This is a genomic window from Paraburkholderia aromaticivorans, from assembly GCF_002278075.1.
Taxonomy (GTDB): Bacteria; Pseudomonadota; Gammaproteobacteria; order Burkholderiales; family Burkholderiaceae; genus Paraburkholderia; species Paraburkholderia aromaticivorans.
This window is the reverse complement of record NZ_CP022989.1, coordinates 2605739-2623332: the sequence shown is the minus strand read 5'-3', so window position 1 is coordinate 2623332 and position 17594 is coordinate 2605739. Positions and strand designations below refer to the sequence as shown.

Below are 17594 nucleotides of genomic sequence, written 5' to 3'. Positions count from 1 at the left end.
CATAAGGCGACGGCGTCGCGCGCCTTTTTTAACCACGCGGCAAGAGCGTGCCGCCGCGCCACGCGAGCCGACCGCCAGGCCGAGCGCGCATGGCGCGCCGCCCCGCATGTGTCGGCACTTAGCGCTGCATCGACTCCCACACCTTGTAAAGGCGCTTCACCGAAACCGGCATCGGCGTACGCAACTCCTGGGCGAACAGGGAGATTCGCAACTCCTCCAACAGCCAGCGGAATTCCGACAAACGCGGATCCAGCACGCCGCCACGCTGCGCCACCGCGCGCTGATAGTTCTGCAACAGCGGCTGGAATTCGGCGAACTGGCGAGCGTCGCGCGCCGGGTCCGCCTTGAGCTTGTCGATGCGCAGCGCGATCCCTTTCAGATAGCGCGGGAAATGCGCCAGTTGCGTGTACGGCGTGTCGACCACGAAGCGCTTGCCGATCAATCCGTCGAGCTGATTCTGCAGGTCCGCATGCGCCGCCGCGAACGACTTCGCCTGCACCAGTTTCTTCGTCACGCTCGCGTATTCGCTGAGAATCTGACCGACCAGCCGGGCGATTTCCTGAGCCAGCAAAGTCAGGCGGCTGCGCCCCTCGTCGCGGCGCGTGTGGAAACTGACGTCGTCGTCCGGCAACGGGTCTTGCAGACAGGCGCGGTCGAGCGCGGTATCGATCAGTTGATCGCGCAATTCTTCCTGGGTGCCGCGCGGCATGAACTGCATCGCCATTTCGCGCAGCCCCGGCAGATTCTTTTCCAGATACTTGATCGGCTCCTTCAACTGCAAGGCGAACAAGCGGCGCAATCCCGCGCGATGAATCCGCGCGGCTTCGTCCGGGGAGTCGAATACTTCGACGTCGCAATGCGTGCCGCGATCCACCAGCGCCGGATAACCGAACAGCGTCTGCCCGCCGCGGCGGATTTCAAGCAGCTCGGGGAGCTTGCCGAAGTTCCACGTCGTCAACTTTTCATACAGCGCGGTGCCCTGCGCGCCGTCTTGCGGCGCGGTCTGCGGACCCGATCCCGATGCGGGAGCGCCTTTGCCGCGCTGCGCCGCTGCGCCTGCCTGGCCGGACGCTTGCGACGGCGTCGCGACGCTGCCGCCGCCCGCGTCCGCCAATGCCGCGCCCGCCGCGCTCGATGCGATCTTCTGAAAGTGCTGCTGCGCCTGGCCGCCGAGTTCGGCGCGCAATTGTGAGAGATTGCGGCCCATCGCGAGCTGACGCCCGTGCTCGTCGACGACCTTGAAGTTCATGAACAGATGCGGCGGCAGCGTTTCGAGCTTGAAGTCCGACTGCTTCATCGCGACCTGAGTCTGCTCGCGAATATCGGCGATCAGCGATTCCAGCAAACCGCCCGCACCGAAGCGCGCACCGCTATGCCGGTCGACGAAACCCGCCGCATACTCGGGCAGCGGCACGCAATGACGGCGCAGCTTCTGTGGCAAGGACTTGAGCAGCAGCTGCGTCTTCTCCTTCAGCATGCCCGGCACGAGCCATTCGCAGCGCCGCGCGTCGACCTGATTCAGCGCGTAGAGCGGCACGCCGAGCGTGACGCCGTCGCGCGGCGAGCCCGGCTCGAAGTGATACGTGAGCGCCATGTCGACGCCCGCCATCGTCATGCGTTTCGGGAACAGATCGGTGGTCACGCCGGCGGCTTCGTGCCGCATCAGATCGTCGCGCGACAGATACAGCAGCCGCAGCTTGTCTTCCGGCTGCCCGCTCTTTTTCACCTCGTCGCGATACCAGCGCTCGAACGACGCACCGGTGTAAATGCCCTTCGGCAGCGCCTGGTCGTAGTAGGCGAAGATCAGTTCGTCGTCGACCAGCACGTCCTGGCGGCGCGACTTGTGTTCGAGTTGTTCGATATCGGCGAGCAGCTTGCGGTTGTGCGCGAAGAACGCGAGCTTCGTATCGAACTCGCCTTCCACCAGCGCACCGCGAATGAACAGCTCGCGGGCGCGCGCCGGATCCTGTTTGCCGAAGCTCACGCGTCGCCGGTGATAGATCGGCAGGCCATACAGCACCGCGCGCTCGAATGCCGAGACCTGCGCCGCGCGCTTTTCCCAATGCGGCTCGGAAAGCGACTTCTTCAACAGATGCGCGCCGATCTTCTCGATCCACTCCGGCTCGATCTTCGCGATGCAGCGCGCGTACAGGCGGCTCGTCTCGACCAGCTCGGCGGCCATGACCCACTTGCCGGCTTTCTTCACCAGTGCGGAGCCCGGCCACAGGTAGAACTTGATGCCGCGCGCGCCGAGGTAATACGGTTCGTCGTCGGCTTTCAGGCCGATGTTGCCGAGCAAGCCCGTCAGCAGCGCGAGGTGGATCTGCTCGAAGGTCGCTTCCGCTTCGTTCAAGCGCCAGCCGTGCTCACGCACCACCGTGAGCAGTTGCGAGTGCACGTCGCGCCATTCGCGCAGGCGCAGTTGCGACAGGAAGTTCTTGCGGCACTCCTCGTGCAACTGCTTGTTCGACTTCTTGTGCGCGATCGCTTCTTCGAACCAGTTCCAGATTTTCAGCCATTGCAGGAATTCCGAGCGCTCGTCGGCGAACCGGCGATGCGCCTGATCGGCCTGCTCCTGCGCTTCGATCGGCCGGTCGCGCGGGTCCTGGACGGACAACGCGCTGGCGATGATCAGCACTTCCTTCAACGCCTGCTGGTCGCGCGCGGCCAGAATCATCCGGCCGACGCGCGGGTCGAGCGGCAGGCGCGCGAGCTCGCGGCCGAGCGGCGTGAGCTGGTTGTCGTCGTCGACGGCGCCGAGTTCGTTGAGCAGCTGGTAGCCGTCGGCGATGGCGCGGCCCGGGGGCGGCTCGATGAACGGGAAGGTCTCGATCGCCGTCAGATGGAGCGACTTCATGCGCAGAATCACCGACGCCAGCGACGAGCGCAGAATCTCCGGATCCGTGAAGCGCACGCGGCCCTGGAAGTCGCTTTCCTCGTACAGGCGGATGCAGATGCCGTCGGCAACCCGGCCGCAACGGCCGGCCCGCTGGTTGGCGGCGGCCTGCGAAATCGACTCGACCTGCAACTGCTCGACCTTGTTGCGATACGAGTAGCGCTTCACGCGCGCGAGGCCCGTATCGACCACGTAGCGAATGCCCGGCACCGTCAGCGAGGTTTCGGCGACGTTGGTGGCCAGCACGATGCGGCGCGCGTTCGAGGTGCGGAACACGCGCTCCTGCTCGGCCGCGGAAAGACGGGCGAACAGCGGCAGAATTTCCGTATGCGGCGGATGGTGCTTGCGCAGCGCCTCGGCGGCGTCGCGGATTTCGCGCTCGCCGGGCAGGAACACGAGCACGTCGCCGGGACCTTCGCGGCAAAGTTCGTCGACGGCGTCGACGATCGCGTCCATCAGATCGCGATCGGTTTCGCGCTGGGTTTTCGGCCGCTCGCCGCGCGACGCGGACGAAGACGTGCTGCCTTCCGCCGCTTTGACGGCGGGGCTGTCTTCCGCAACGGGCCGGTAGCGCACCTCGACCGGATAAAGCCGGCCGCTCACCTCGATCACCGGCGCGGGCTTCTCGTCGCTGCCGAAGTGGCGCGCGAAACGGTCCGCGTCGATCGTCGCCGAGGTCACGATCAGCTTCAGATCGGGACGCTTGACGAGAATTTCCTTCAGATAGCCGAGCAGGAAGTCGATGTTCAGGCTGCGCTCGTGCGCCTCGTCGATGATCAGCGTGTCATACGCTTTGAGCAGCGGATCGGTCTGCGTTTCCGCGAGCAGGATACCGTCGGTCATCAGCTTGACGGAGGCGCCCGGCGACAGGTTGTCGGTAAAGCGCACCTTGTAGCCGACCACTTCGCCGAACGGTGTGCCGAGTTCCTCGGCGATGCGGCGGCCCGTCGCCGACGCGGCGATGCGGCGCGGCTGCGTGTGGCCGATCAGCCCCGAGCCGCCCGCACCGCGCCCGCGGCCCAGTTCGAGGCAGATCTTCGGCAATTGGGTCGTCTTCCCCGAGCCGGTCTCGCCGCAGACGATCACCACCTGATTCCGTGCGATGGCCCTGGCGATTTCCTCGCGGCGGCCCGAGACGGGCAGCGCTTCCGGATAGGTGATCGGCGGAATCGGATTGGGCTCCACGACACGCGGCGCGCGTGGCGCACGCGGTTCGCGTGGTTCGCGTGACGGCGGCTCGCGGCGGGCGGCATCGCTCGTTACCGGCGATTTTTGCGCCGGCGCGCCGCCGGATTCGCGGCGCGAAGCTTCGCCTTGCGCGGGCGCACGACGCGGTTGCTCGCCGCTGCGCCCAGAAGCGTGACGCGGCTGATCGGCGCGGGCAGCGCCTTTCTGCTGATTCGGGCCGGGCGTAGTCGCGGGCTGTGCGCGCCGCTCGCCGCCGGCCTGTTTCACCGTTTCGCCACTGCCTTCCCCGTGCGCCTCGCGTGAGGACTTATTTTTTTGCGCCGGAGCCTGCGCATTTTCCGCGGCGCGCCGCGATTCGCGCGCCGCGTGCGGCGCGTCGGGTTGAGCGTTCGGCGCATTGCGGCGCGCGGCGTCGCCGGTCTTCACCTGATCGGCGGCCGGCGCCGCATTCTCGTTCGCCGCAGCGGGACTTTTGGGTACATTCGACATGGGGGCGCATTATAATCCCCGGCATGAATTCCCAAACCGACCTCGTCCCCGCGCCCGCGAGCGCTCCGGCCCCCACCGGAGCAACGGAAAACCTCGCACAGCATGCGCAATTCGTCGACTGGATGCGCTCAGTCGCCCCTTACATCCACGCGTTCCGTAACAAGACGTTTGTCGTCGGTTTCGGCGGCGAGGTGGTGCATCAGGGGCTCCTGAATGCGCTCGTGTCCGATATCGCGCTGCTGCAGGCCATGGGCATCCAGATCGTGCTGGTGCACGGTTCGCGCCCGCAGGTCGAAGAGCAGATGAGCCTGCACGGTGTGGAATCCGAGTTTTCGCACGGCATGCGCATTACCGACGCGCGCGCGCTCGAGTCCGCGAAAGAAGCGGCCGGCGAAGTGCGTCTGGATATCGAGGCCGCCATCAGCCAGGGTTTGCCGAACACGCCCATGGCTCACGCGCACATCAGCGTGGTGTCGGGCAACTTCGTGACGGCGCGGCCGGTCGGCATTCTCGACGGTGTCGATTTCGCCCACACCGGCGTGGTGCGCAAGATCGACGCCGATTCGATCCGCCACTCGCTCGCAAGCCGCAAGCTGGTGCTGCTCTCGCCGCTCGGCTTCTCGCCCACCGGCGAGGCCTTCAACCTGTCCATGGAAGACGTGGCGTCCGCCGCGGCGATCGCGCTGCGCGCCGACAAGATCGTGTTCCTGACCGAAACGCCGGGCCTGATGCAAGCCGGCGAAGACGGCCTCGAACTGGTGCGCGAACTCTCGCTCGACGACGCCTACAAGCTGCATGAAAGCGGCGAGGTCACCGGCGACGCGGGTTTTTACCTGAAACACTCGATCCGGGCCTGCCGCGGCGGCGTGGCGCGGGCGCACATCATCCCCTACGCGCTCGACGGCAGCCTGTTGCTCGAACTGTTCCTGCACGACGGCGTGGGCACGATGATCTCGTACGAGAACCTCGAAAGCCTGCGCGAAGCCACGCCGGACGACGTCGGCGGCATTCTCGCGCTGATCGAGCCGCTCGAATCGGACGGCACGCTGGTGCGGCGCGGCCGTCACCAGATCGAGCGCGACATCGACCATTTCTCGGTGATCGAGCACGATGGCGTGCTGTTCGGCTGCGCGGCGCTGTATCCGTACACGCAGGAGCGCATCGGTGAAATGGCGTGCCTCACGGTCGCCCCGGAAGCGCAGGGCACGGGCGACGGCGAGCGGCTGTTAAAGCGCATCGAGCAACGCGCGCGGGCGCGCGGCCTGACGCGCATCTTCGTGCTCACCACGCGCACCGAACATTGGTTTCTCAAGCGCGGCTTCGTCAAAGTCACCGTCGACGACCTGCCGGAAGACCGTCGCAGACTCTATAACTGGCAGCGCAAGTCGCTCGTGCTGATGAAACAGCTCTGAGCGGACGCATATAAAGCGGCTGCCCGCCCACCTTGATAAAGTAGACATTTTTCATGGGACCGCAGTCAGTGCTGAAGCACTGACTGCGGTCGACACAGGAGAAGCACAGCATGACTCGTATGGTTCAATGCGCGAAGCTCGGCAAGGAAGCCGAAGGCCTCGATTTCCCGCCGCTGCCGGGCGAACTCGGCAAGCGGATCTACGAAAGCATTTCGAAGGAAGCCTGGCAGGCCTGGTTGAAGCAGCAAACCATGCTGATCAACGAAAACCGCCTGAACATGGCTGATCCGCGCGCACGTCAATATCTGATGAAGCAGACCGAGAAGTTCTTTTTCGGCGAAGGCGCGGACACGGCGCAGGGCTACGTGCCGCCGTCGGCGTAGTCGAACGCCCGCGCGCCTCAGGCTGCATCAGCGAAATCCGCGCCACGTGCGCGGATTTTTTTGTCCGCGCCGGTCGCGGGCCCTCAGCATGGTCGGCAGAAGCCGGGCACGCCACCGACCCTGCCGCACCCGTTAAAAAATTCTCCAACCGGTACATTTTCGCGCCGTTTTAAGCTACTTCTTCAGACTGCCGGGATCCGCTCAATCCCCCGCCCGGCAAGGGATTGAGCACCCTCGCCGAGCCCCCCGCCGGATACCGGGTTTGCACGATCCTCTGTCATCGTGCTATCATGTGCACCGTTCCAACAGCATTTCACCTTCATTCACGTTCTCTTCAGGCTGGCGCGCAGTGCGTTTGCCGAGCCGGATTGAACAGTTTTTATACAAGAAGGCTTGTCGGTCGTTTCCCGTCTCATGTCACCGCATGAGCAGCGAATAAAGCACCGGCCTTTTTCGTTTCAAGCCTTCCAGCGGCGCACGGGCCGGCTTTTCAGCCACCCCAGCGTCCTCATGCACCTGCCCCCCTTCCACGGCCACGCAGGTGCAACAGTCAGCACAATCTAGACGAGTGTTTTTTCGCGACCTGTCTCGCGAGGCACGGGCGTTGTGTTTTCCATCGCGCCCTGCTCTGTCGCCCTTCCGTGGCGATGGAGACGCTTTTCGCCTCGCCCGCGAAACCGCGCTTCCCAGCAACCGTGGCGGAACGTTCATGCGCATCATGAGTTTCGTCGCAGTCATTGGAGTTTTCACCTTGACCGCTTCCAGCAACGGCTTCTGGCGACATCACAAAGAAGAACAACGCCTCTCTCTGGACGACATTACCGTCGTCGACAAATCTCTCCTCAAGCGGGCCGTCGGCGCGATGGCGCTCGGCAACGCGATGGAATGGTTCGATTTCGGCGTGTACAGCTACATCGCCGTCACGCTCGGCAAAGTGTTCTTTCCGTCGGCGAGCCCCGCTGCGCAGTTGATCGCCACCTTCGGCACGTTCGCCGCGGCGTTTCTCGTGCGGCCGGTGGGCGGCATGGTATTCGGGCCGCTTGGCGACCGCATCGGCCGTCAGCGCGTGCTGGCCATGACCATGATCATGATGGCGCTCGGCACCTTCGCGATCGGTCTGATTCCGAGCTACACGACGATCGGCATTTTCGCGCCGGTGCTGCTGCTGGTCGCGCGTCTGGTACAAGGCTTCTCGACCGGCGGCGAGTACGGCGGCGCGGCGACCTTCATCGCCGAATTCTCGACCGACAAGCGCCGCGGCTTCATGGGCAGCTTTCTCGAATTCGGCACGCTGATCGGCTACGTGCTCGGCGCGGGCACGGTGGCCGTGCTGAGCGCCACGCTCTCGAACGACGCGCTGCTTTCGTGGGGCTGGCGTGTGCCGTTCCTGATCGCGGGTCCGCTGGGGCTGGTGGGTCTGTACATCCGGATGAAGCTCGAAGAAACGCCCGCGTTCAAAAAGCAGGCCGAACAACGCGAAGCGGAAGACAAGGCGCTGCCCAAGCAGTCGTTCCGCGAGCTGCTCATGCAGCAATGGAAGCCGCTGCTCCTGTGCGTCGGCCTCGTGCTGATCTTCAACGTCACCGACTACATGGCGCTCTCGTATCTGCCGAGCTATCTGTCGGCCACGCTGCACTTCAACGAAACGCACGGCCTGTTTCTCGTGCTGCTCGTCATGGTGCTGATGATGCCGATGACGCTCGCCGCCGGCCGCCTGTCCGACACGATCGGCCGCAAGCCGGTGATGCTGTTCGGTTGCGTGGGTCTGTTCGCGCTGTCGATTCCCGCCCTGCTGCTGATCCGCATGGGCACGGTGCTGCCGGTGTTCGGCGGCCTGATGATTCTCGGCGTGTTGCTGTCGTGTTTTACCGGCGTAATGCCGTCGGCGCTGCCGGCGCTGTTCCCGACCAAAATCCGCTACGGCGCGCTCGCGATCGGCTTCAATATTTCGGTGTCGCTGTTCGGCGGGACGACGCCGCTCGTGACGGCGTGGCTGGTGGACCGTACCGGCAATCTGATGATGCCCGCGTACTATCTGATGGGCGCTTCGCTGATCGGTATCGTCTCGGTGCTCGCACTGCGCGAGACCGCCCGTAAGCCGCTGCTCGGCTCGGGCCCGTGCGTGGCGACGCGCGCGGAAGCCCATGCCGTGCTGCGCGGCGAGCGTGAAGCCGCGGAGATCGACGAAGGTTATGCGGCAACGGCCACGGCGCGTGCCTGAGCGCGCGTCGCGCCGCTGTTAGCGCAAGTTCGCTTGTGTGAGAACGGGCCGGCAAACCTTTGCCGGCCCGTTTTTTTATGGGAGCAACGACTCGAAGCTCGCGCCGGCGCTCGCCCCTTCGACGATCAGGATGCCCGCAGAAACCGGCAATTTGAAACGCCTGGGCCCCGCGCTGCCCGGATTGACGAACAGCACGCCGTCGCGTTCGCTGATCGACGGTTTGTGTGAATGACCTGTCACCACCACGCCGAATCCCTGGCTGCGCGGGTCGGCCCCCACGTCGGCGATGTCGTGCACGACGAGTATCGCCACTTGCTGCGCGGTGAGTGTGGCATGCGTCGGCAGCGACGCGGCCCAGTCGCCGGTGTCGTTGTTGCCGCGCACCGCCGTGACCGGCGCAATTTGCGTGAGCGCTGCGAGCACGGCTTCGTTGCAGATGTCGCCCGCGTGGATGATCGCGTCGCAACCTGCCAGATAGTGCAATGCCTCCGGGCGTACGAGGTTGTGCGTGTCGGAGATCAGGCCGATTCTCGTGCGTGTGGTGGGTCGATTGCGCAAGGTCATGTTGGCAGTATCGGGTAAATGGGCGGGCCGTGTGCGGGATCGCGTCTCGCATGAGCGTGCGTGCCGCGGGTCGTTAGCGGAGCGTTGTTAGTCGCTTGCCCTTGGCCGTTAGCCGTACGCGGCAACGAACTGCGACTAGCCGCGACGACCAGAACTGAACCGCAGCAAGACATGCGGCAAAACCCGCGCGCTCAATCCGCCGCCTGCCGCTTGGCGAGCTCACGCGCCACAAGCCGCGCCGGCCGCTTCGCGTCGAGCATCCGCTTCGTCGCGCCCTGCACGACGATCGACACCACCGCCGCGCACACAAAACTCAGCCACACGTCATATCGCGGCAGCAGCGTCGCGGTCACGGCGAAGAATGCCGCAAACGAGGCACGGCCGATCACCATGCCGCGCATCAGCAATGCGACGAAGTCCGCGCCGTGCGCCCGTTGCGCCGAGACCGCGAGCACGATGCCGAGCAAGGGAAATACCGAGAGCAGTCCGCTCCACGCGGCGCCCATCGACGCGGACAGCGTGGTCACGGCGAGCGTCAACAGCGCGCCGCCGAGCATTCGCACAGCGAGGTCGCCGATGCCGAGACGCGCCGCCGGCGCGTGGCCGGTCACGCGCGGCAAGCCGCTGAGCGACACCGCAACCGCCGCGCAGGCCGCCGCCATGGCCCACGCGAGGCCGACCGGACACTGCGTGAGCAGGATCGCCACGCCGACCCAACCCACCATGCCGACGACCAGCGCAAGCGGCCACGCAAAGCGCCGGCAGGTCCATGCGTACGCAAAATTAAACGCTTCCGACGCGGCAATCGCCGCAACCGAGGCCGCCGACGCCTGCGCCGCGAACGGCGAACCGCGCTCCAACGCGAGCAGCAAGACGATGGGCCCGGCGACCACCGGCAGCCCCGCGAGCCACCCCGCCACCGACGGCCCCCACACGCGTCCCGCCACGGTCAGCGCGGCGACAAACGCAGGCACCAGCACCAGCTTGAGCGCGAGCAGCATGTTTATGCTTCCCGCATGAATTCGACGCGTGCGGGTACGCCAGTCAAGCCAATTCCGATCACGCGATTCCGTTGCAATGACGATTGCTTGCCCACACCCGCAAGGCGCACACGCCCGTTCCTCGCGAACGACGAATTGAGCGACGCCCCGCCAACGTGAAGGTGATGGATGTCCCAGCGGCGGAACCGACAATCTCCCCGCATCAGGTGATGCTCCTCGGCGCCTGGATCATCTTCCAGCCGTTGCCGGCGGGGTCGCGGAAACCGGCATCGACACTGCCGTAGCGGTCCACCGGCTCCTGGGTGAATTCCACGCCGCGGGCCTTCAGGCGGTCGTAACTGGCGCGGCAGTCGTCCACGGACAGGACCAGCGGCGGCATGGCTCCCTTGGCGACCATGGCGCGTAAAGTTTGCGCGGTGGCCTCGTCGTGGATGGGCGGGCCGGGTGTGAACAGCCCGAGCTGAAACGACGGCTGATCGGGATGCTGGACCGTGAGCCAGCGATAAGCGCCGTTGCGCACGTCCGTGTGAACACGGAAGCCGAGCTTGTCGACGTAGAACGCAAGCGCTTCGTCCTGGTTATCGACGTACAGACCTACCACATTGATACCCTGGTTCATGACACCTCCCTGGTTGATGGCCGGACTGTAGCTCCGGCCGCACCGCGGCGCTTCTCCAAAACTGCGATGGTGAGATCGGGGCGCTGCGCGGCCTTCACGACGCAGGCCGGCATGCTCTCGAGCCGAGGCATGTTGGCTTGGGCCTCGACGCGCATCGCGCTGGGGCTTTTGCCTGTGATGTCGTGGAAGGTGCGGCCGAACGTTCCGAGGCTCTCCCAGCCGGTGGCAAAGGCAATTTCCGTGATGCTGAGCGCGGTGTCGCGCAACAGCGTGGCGGCCTGTTCGATTCGGCGCGTCAGCAGATAGCGGTGCGGTGGGACGCCGAAGGCCCGCTTGAAGGAGCGCGCGAAATGCGCTTCGGTGACGCCGCTGACCTCGGCCAGACGCTTGACCGGCCAGGCCTCGTGCGAGGCGGTGTCCATGCGGTCTTTGGCGCGCAGCAGGCGGCGTAGCAGGACCGGATCTTGCAACACGTCGACACTGACCCGCGCAGGGGACGAGGCAAGCGGCCGGGCATGATGGTCTTCGCGAGGAGGCATGAGTTCCGAAGGTGCGGACGGAATGCGTAGTTTAGGCTCGCGCGAGACCTTCGTGGGCGCAAATTGCGTGTACGGAACTTCGAGACGCACGGCATCGGCTGCATCCGTATGGGAGACGACAACAGTGGCTTTGTCTCTCATGCGGATGCAACCACGCGGCGCTCCATGCGCCCGTCACCACCTACAATTTGAGCGCGCACGTTGCCGTGGGACACCGTCGCGCAGGTGAAGAACGGCACGACCGGCACCTTCCCGATATTCGCGACGCCGTGCGATTCGCGTTCGCTGACGATCCCGACCGCCAACGAATCCCAGACCCGTGCAAACATCGGGATAATGCAGGTGTTCACGTCACTGTTTTACCGGTCTGCACGAGCGCAGGGAACCGGCCGGATGCGTCGCTGGCGTTCGCGCCGGCGTACGAGCGCTGCGGGCATCGCGTGACAGGCGGTGCGAGCGGCACCCTTAAGAACAAGGTTGAGGTCATCATGTCCAGACAATCGACATCGCCGGGCTTCATCGCCGTCATCACACTGCTGTTCAACGCGCTCACCGCGCTCTATCTGCTGATAGGCGGCGCATGGCTGCTCTCGCTGGGCGGGTCTGCTTATTACGTCGTGACCGGTGTCGTTCTGCTCGGTGTGAGCTGGCTGCTGTACCGCCGCAGTCCGGCGGCGCTCGTGCTCTACGCACTCGTGCTGGTCGGCACGGCCGCCTGGGCGCTGTGGGAGTCGGGTCCCGACTTCTGGGCGCTTGCGCCGCGCTCCGGCGTGCTCGTCGTGTTCGGCGTGTGGCTGCTGCTGCTCGTGAGCTGGCGCCTCGACGCGCCGCGCAGGCTCGGCGTCGCGTCGCTCGCCGGCGCGCTCGTGATCTGGGCCGGCGTGCTCGTCTACGCGAGCTTCAACGATCCGCAGACCATCAACGGCACCCTGAGCGCGGCGTTCACCACGCCCGCGGCAAACCCCAACGGTATCGATCCCGCCGACTGGCCGGCCTACGGCCGCACCCAGGAAGGCACGCGCTATTCCCCGCTGCAGCAGATCACGCCCGAGAACGTGAAGAACCTGCAGGTGGCCTGGACCTTCCGCACCGGCGACATGAAAGGTCCGAACGACCCCGTCGAGATCACCAATGAAGTCACGCCGATCAAGATCGGCAATCTGCTCTATCTGTGTTCGCCCCACCAGATCCTGTTCGCGCTCGATGCGAAGACCGGCGAGCAGAAGTGGAAGTTCGATCCGAAGCTGCGGCCCGATCCGTCGTTCCAGCACGTGACCTGCCGCGGCGTGTCGTACCTCGATCTGTCGGCGAGCGCCGCGACCGCGCAGCCCGCCGCGTCCGCGAGCGACGCCGCTCCGGCAGCCGCGGCGGCGTCCTCGTCCAACGCTGCGTGTACGCGACGCATTTATCTGCCCGTCAACGATGGCCATCTCTACGCGCTCGACGCGCAGACCGGCGAGCGCTGCGTGAACTTCGGCTATAACGGCGACCTCGACCTGCAGCACGCGCAACCGGTCACGACGCCGGGCATGTACGAGCCGACCTCGCCGCCGATCGTCACGAACACGGCGATCATCGTGGCGGGCGCGGTGGAAGACAACTTCTCGACCCGCGAGCCTTCGGGCGTGATTCGCGGCTTCGACGTGCGCACCGGTCAGTTGCTGTGGGCGTTCGATCCGGGCGCGCAAGACCCGAACAAAATCCCGGGCGCGGGCGAACACTACACCTTCAATTCGCCGAACTCGTGGGCTCCCTCCGCCTATGACGCGAAGCTCGACATCATCTATCTGCCAATGGGCGTGACGACGCCGGACATCTGGGGCGGCAACCGCACGCCCGAGCAGGAGCGCTATGCGAGCGGCCTGCTGGCGCTGCATGCATCGACGGGCAAGCTGGCCTGGTTCTACCAGACCGCGCACCACGATCTGTGGGACATGGACCAGCCTTCGCAGCCCACGCTCGCCGACATCACCGGCAAGGACGGCAAGCCCGTGCCGGTCGTGTATGCGCCCGCCAAGACCGGCAACCTGTTCGTGCTCGATCGCCGCAGCGGCGCGCCGGTCGTGCCCGCGCCCGAAACGCCGGTGCCGCAAGGCGCCGCGCCCGGCGATCACGTGTCGCCCACGCAACCGTTCTCCGAACTCACGTTCCGTCCGAAGAACCTGCTCACCGACGCCGACATGTGGGGCGCGACGATGTACGACCAGCTCGTGTGCCGCGTGATGTTCCACAAACTGCGCTATGAAGGCACGTTCACGCCGCCTTCGCTGCAAGGCACGCTGGTGTTTCCAGGCAACCTCGGCATGTTCGAGTGGGGTGGCATTGCTGTCGACACCGATCGACAGATCGCCATCGCCAATCCGATCGCGCTGCCGTTCGTCTCGCGTCTGATCCCACGCGGCCCGGGCAATCCGATGCAGCCGCACCCCGGCGAAAAAGGCAGCGGCACGGAGGTGGGCATCCAGCCGCAATACGGCGTGCCGTACGGCGTGACGCTGAACGCGTTCCTCTCGCCGTTCGGCCTGCCGTGCAAACAGCCGGCGTGGGGCTACATTTCGGCGATCGATCTGAAGACCAACGAGATCGTATGGAAGAAGCGGATCGGCACCGTGCGCGACAGCTCGCCAATTCCGCTGCCGTTCAAGATGGGCATGCCGATGCTCGGCGGGCCGATCGTGACGGCGGGCGGCGTCGCGTTCATCGGTGCGACGGCGGACAACTATATCCGCGCGTTCGATGCGAACAACGGCAAGGAACTCTGGCGCGCGCGCCTGCCCGCGGGCGGCCAGGCCACGCCGATGAGCTATTCCATCGACGGTCGTCAGTACATTGTGATCGCCGCGGGAGGCCACGGGTCGTTCGGCACCAGGCTCGGCGATTATGTGATGGCTTACGCGCTGCCGCAGTAGCGGATTGATCGGGCGCGGTGCGGCGCGAAGTGCGCCAGCACCGCCCGCATTCCGGATTGCAACGGCCGAATGAATCCCGCCATCACCGTAGGCGTCCTTGCCAATCAACCGCTGTCAAAGGTGCTGGCTACCGTGCCAGGAAGAACCGGCGCCCTGATCGGCCGGTTTCACTTTCTTCCACTCGAATTGCCTGCGAGTTGCCCTTTCAACAGCGCATCGAGCCAGTCGGCGAACACCTGAACCCTGCGCGACAGATGTTGCCGATGCGGATAGAGCAAGTTCATCGGCATGGGCGCGGCCCGATAATCGGGCATCACCTCGATCAATTCGCCCGCACGCAGATGCTGCTGCACGTCATAGGCAGGAATCTGGATCAAGCCGAGTCCCGCAAGGCAACACGCGATATAGGCCTCCGCGCTGTTGACGCTCACGCGGCCCTGCGTGCTCAACGTCCTTACGGTTTCGCCGTCTAGCCACTCCCAGGGCGCGATACGCCCGCTCGACGGCGAAGCATAGTGAACCACCTGATGGGCCGTCATGTCGCCGGGGGTGCATGGTGTGCCGTGACGGGACAAATAGCAGGGGCTCGCTACGTTGATCAATGGCAGATCGCCAATGGGACGCGCGATCATGCCGGAATCGTGCGGCTTACCCACGCGCAGCACGCAGTCGACGCCCTCTTCCACGAGGTCGATCGTGCGATCGGTCAGGCTGAGCGTGATGTCGATCTTCGGATAGGAGGCAAGGAAGTCCGGCAGCGCGGGAGCGATGATCAGCCGTCCTATACGACCGGGAACGTCCACGCGCAGCATGCCGCCCGGCCCTACCGAAGTCTGCCGGAACAGGTTCTCGGTCTCCTCGACATCGGCGATCAGACGCAGGCAACGCTCATAGAGCGCGGCGCCATCCTGCGTCGGCGACACTTTGCGCGTTGTCCGATGCAGCAGACGGGCGCCGATCCGCCCTTCCAGTTCCTGAATCGCCGCGGATACGGACGAACGAGGTAAGCCGAGCGTGTCCGCGGCGCGCGTGAAATTCGCGCATTCGACCACGCGCGCGAAGACGCGAAACAGGTCAATGCGATCCACGTTCGCTCCCACCTACAAGACCGCTCGGCTCGATGACATGTTCAGCTTTGTGCGCGGGATGCAGTCCATCGGTCCGGCACGCTCGCGCGCCGGCGGTCTCGCTCATCGTCATGTCCAGGCACGCCTTTCCACTGTTCGACTTTTCTGACCAGTGATGTCAGAAACAATAGGTTTAAATGATTTTCCTGGAATATATCATCCGGCAGGATGGGAGGCTGCATCGGGCGGCTTCGACACTGGGGATGAACCATGGCAGACCACAGCATCAAAGGCAAAACCGTCGTCATTGCGGGCGGGGCGAAGAACCTCGGTGGACTGATTGCGCGGGATCTCGCCGCACAGGGCGCGAAGGCAGTGGCGATCCATTACAACAGCGCCGGCTCCAAAGCCGCAGCGGAAGAAACACGCGCCGCGATCGAATCGGCGGGTGCCACGGCAGTCGCTTTCCAGGCGGATCTGACCTCGGCCGGCGCGGTCGAGAAGCTGTTTTCGGATGTCGCCGCCGCCGTCGGCCGCCCCGACATTGCGATCAATACGGTCGGCAAGGTGTTGAAGAAGCCGTTTGTCGACATCACCGAGGCCGAATACGATGAAATGACGGCGGTGAATTCCAAGTCTGCGTTCTTCTTTCTCCGAGAGGCTGGCAAGCATGTGAACGACAACGGCAAGATCGTCACGCTCGTCACGTCGCTGCTCGGCGCATTTACTCCGTTTTACGCCGCCTATGCGGGCACCAAGGCGCCGGTCGAGCATTTCACGCGCGCGGCGGCCCGGGAATTCGGCGCGCGCGGCATCTCCGTGACAGCGGTCGGCCCCGGGCCGATGGACACGCCGTTCTTCTATCCCGCCGAAGGCGCCGACGCGGTGGCTTACCACAAGACCGCCGCCGCCCTCTCGCCGTTCTCCAGAACTGGCTTGACCGACATCGAGGATGTGGTGCCCTTCATCCGCCATCTGGTCAGCGACGGGTGGTGGATTACGGGGCAAACCATTCTGATCAACGGCGGTTATACGACTAAGTGAGCGAGCGAGTAAGCGAGCGAGCGAATGAAATCGCTCGCATCCGATATCGGCGAGGTGTGGGTGATGGCAAGGGCGGACGACGCCGGTGGTACGGCCAGGGGCGCTGGCGTGCGATACGTGCCCGGCTGTTCCTGGCCGGAACGGAAGATGGGCAGCCTGATAACGCAGCGCGACATCTACGGGGGCTCTCAAGGTACGGTCCGCTTTCAACACCTCGCCGCCAGGCCGTTACGCGAGTTCGCGCGCTTCGCTACCAAGGTCCTGCGCGATAAAGTCGACGAACGCGCGGATGCGATTCGACATCTGGTGGCGCTGCGAATACACCGCAAAAATATCGGCGTTCGGCGTGTCATGGTCGGGCAACACCTGAACCAGTGAGCCATCGGCCAGATACTGTTTGATGTCCCACTCGGCGCGCATCAGGATGCCGTGTCCTTCGAGCGCCCACTTCACCGCGATCTCACCATCGTTCGTCGTCAACGTGCCGTTGATCCGCACGGCTTCCGTCTTGCGCGAAGCGCCCCTGCCTGAGGTCAAACGCCACACGCCGTAGGCTTCATCGCCCTGGCGGATGCCGATGCAGTTGTGCCGCGTCAAGTCGTGCGCGGTCATCGGTATGCCACGTGCGGCGATGTACGAAGGCGCGGCACACAGCAGCCGCCGATTGCCGGCGAGACGACGTGCGACCACGCGCGTATCGGGCGGCTCACCGAAACGGATACAGACGTCGAACGTGTCGTCTGTCAGCGGCGGCGGCGTGACAGACAACTGAAGCTGAACCGACACCTGCGGATGTTTCGCCACAAAGCGCGAAATGATGGGCGCGACATGGCTGCGTCCGAAGCCGAGCGTCGCGTTCACGCGCAGCAATCCCTTCGGACTCTTCTTCGCCGTGCCCAATAGTTCAGCCAACTCGTCGATCTCATCGAGAATCCGGCGTGCGTGCTCGAGGTACAACTCGCCCTCCGGGGTGAGCATCATCCGGCGCGTGGTTCGGTTGATCAGCGCAACGCCCGCGCGGCTTTCCATCAGCGTCAGACGCTTGCTGACGGCTGCGGGCGTCAGTCCCAGTTCCCGGGCCGCGGCGCTCAGACTGCCCGACGCAGCAAGTGTCGAAAAGAAACTCAAATCAGACGGGTCGACGGTGTCGCGCATGACCTTCACTTGTGAATGAAAGTTAAGGATGCTTTGAGTTTAGCACCGGTTTTTGCGGTCAGAGAGGGATAAAGTTCACCCACACCCCACAACACGTGAAGGACGGA

13 protein-coding genes are annotated in these 17594 nt (G+C 64.9%); 5 read left to right on the top strand and 8 right to left on the bottom strand.

Annotated elements, in window-relative coordinates; genetic code table 11:
* Positions 1-118: 118 nt before the first annotated feature.
* A complete protein-coding gene (hrpA, locus tag CJU94_RS12030; protein WP_095418878.1) occupies positions 119-4573 on the bottom strand; it encodes an ATP-dependent RNA helicase HrpA in 4455 nt (1484 codons plus the stop codon).
* Between the two features lie 23 nt (positions 4574-4596).
* Between hrpA and argA the strand changes: the two genes are divergently transcribed.
* The 3 genes from argA (at position 4597) to proP (ending at position 8589) form a co-directional block, all read left to right on the top strand.
* Positions 4597-5985 (top strand): amino-acid N-acetyltransferase, encoded by a 1389-nt coding sequence (argA, locus tag CJU94_RS12025; RefSeq protein ID WP_095418877.1) that lies wholly within the window; start codon positions 4597-4599, stop codon positions 5983-5985.
* A 110-nt stretch (positions 5986-6095) separates the two neighbouring features.
* The gene (locus tag CJU94_RS12020) at positions 6096-6368 is read left to right on the top strand and encodes an oxidative damage protection protein (RefSeq protein WP_007181244.1); all 273 of its coding nucleotides are present in this window, start codon (positions 6096-6098) and stop codon (positions 6366-6368) included.
* 718 nt (positions 6369-7086) lie between these two features.
* On the top strand, positions 7087-8589 hold the full coding sequence (gene proP, locus CJU94_RS12015) for a glycine betaine/L-proline transporter ProP (RefSeq protein ID WP_244220958.1): 1503 nt from the start codon (positions 7087-7089) through the stop codon (positions 8587-8589).
* A 75-nt stretch (positions 8590-8664) separates the two neighbouring features.
* Here the strand turns inward: proP and CJU94_RS12010 are convergent, their stop codons facing one another.
* The 5 genes from CJU94_RS12010 to CJU94_RS40830 form a co-directional block, all read right to left on the bottom strand.
* Complete coding sequence (locus CJU94_RS12010) at positions 8665-9153, bottom strand: metallophosphoesterase family protein (RefSeq protein WP_095418876.1); 489 nt, start codon at positions 9151-9153, stop codon at positions 8665-8667.
* 191 nt (positions 9154-9344) lie between these two features.
* Positions 9345-10154: a hypothetical protein gene (locus CJU94_RS12005; protein WP_167397529.1), complete on the bottom strand. Its 810-nt coding sequence runs from the start codon at positions 10152-10154 to the stop codon at positions 9345-9347.
* Between the two features lie 202 nt (positions 10155-10356).
* On the bottom strand, positions 10357-10773 hold the full coding sequence (locus tag CJU94_RS12000) for a VOC family protein (RefSeq protein WP_095418875.1): 417 nt from the start codon (positions 10771-10773) through the stop codon (positions 10357-10359).
* Entirely contained in the window at positions 10770-11312 is a 543-nt protein-coding gene (locus tag CJU94_RS11995) for a helix-turn-helix transcriptional regulator (RefSeq protein WP_095420315.1), read from the bottom strand. Before CJU94_RS11995 ends, CJU94_RS12000 begins: the two co-directional genes overlap by 4 nt.
* A 137-nt stretch (positions 11313-11449) precedes the next feature.
* On the bottom strand, positions 11450-11641 hold the full coding sequence (locus CJU94_RS40830; RefSeq protein ID WP_157763737.1) for a hypothetical protein: 192 nt from the start codon (positions 11639-11641) through the stop codon (positions 11450-11452).
* Positions 11642-11800: 159 nt separating this feature from the next.
* Here CJU94_RS40830 and CJU94_RS11985 point away from each other — a divergent pair, with 159 nt between their 5' ends.
* A complete protein-coding gene (locus CJU94_RS11985) occupies positions 11801-14221 on the top strand; it encodes a glucose/quinate/shikimate family membrane-bound PQQ-dependent dehydrogenase (RefSeq protein WP_095418873.1) in 2421 nt (806 codons plus the stop codon).
* Between the two features lie 167 nt (positions 14222-14388).
* On the opposite strand, the gene CJU94_RS11980 is transcribed toward CJU94_RS11985, so the two are convergent.
* Complete coding sequence (locus CJU94_RS11980; protein ID WP_095418872.1) at positions 14389-15309, bottom strand: LysR family transcriptional regulator; 921 nt, start codon at positions 15307-15309, stop codon at positions 14389-14391.
* Between the two features lie 249 nt (positions 15310-15558).
* Between CJU94_RS11980 and CJU94_RS11975 the strand changes: the two genes are divergently transcribed.
* The gene (locus tag CJU94_RS11975; RefSeq protein WP_095418871.1) at positions 15559-16332 is read left to right on the top strand and encodes an SDR family oxidoreductase; all 774 of its coding nucleotides are present in this window, start codon (positions 15559-15561) and stop codon (positions 16330-16332) included.
* 228 nt (positions 16333-16560) lie between these two features.
* Here CJU94_RS11975 and CJU94_RS11970 read toward each other — a convergent pair whose 3' ends face one another.
* Positions 16561-17487, bottom strand: a complete 927-nt coding sequence (locus CJU94_RS11970) for a LysR substrate-binding domain-containing protein (protein ID WP_095418870.1) — start codon at positions 17485-17487, stop codon at positions 16561-16563.
* Positions 17488-17594 lie beyond the last annotated feature (107 nt).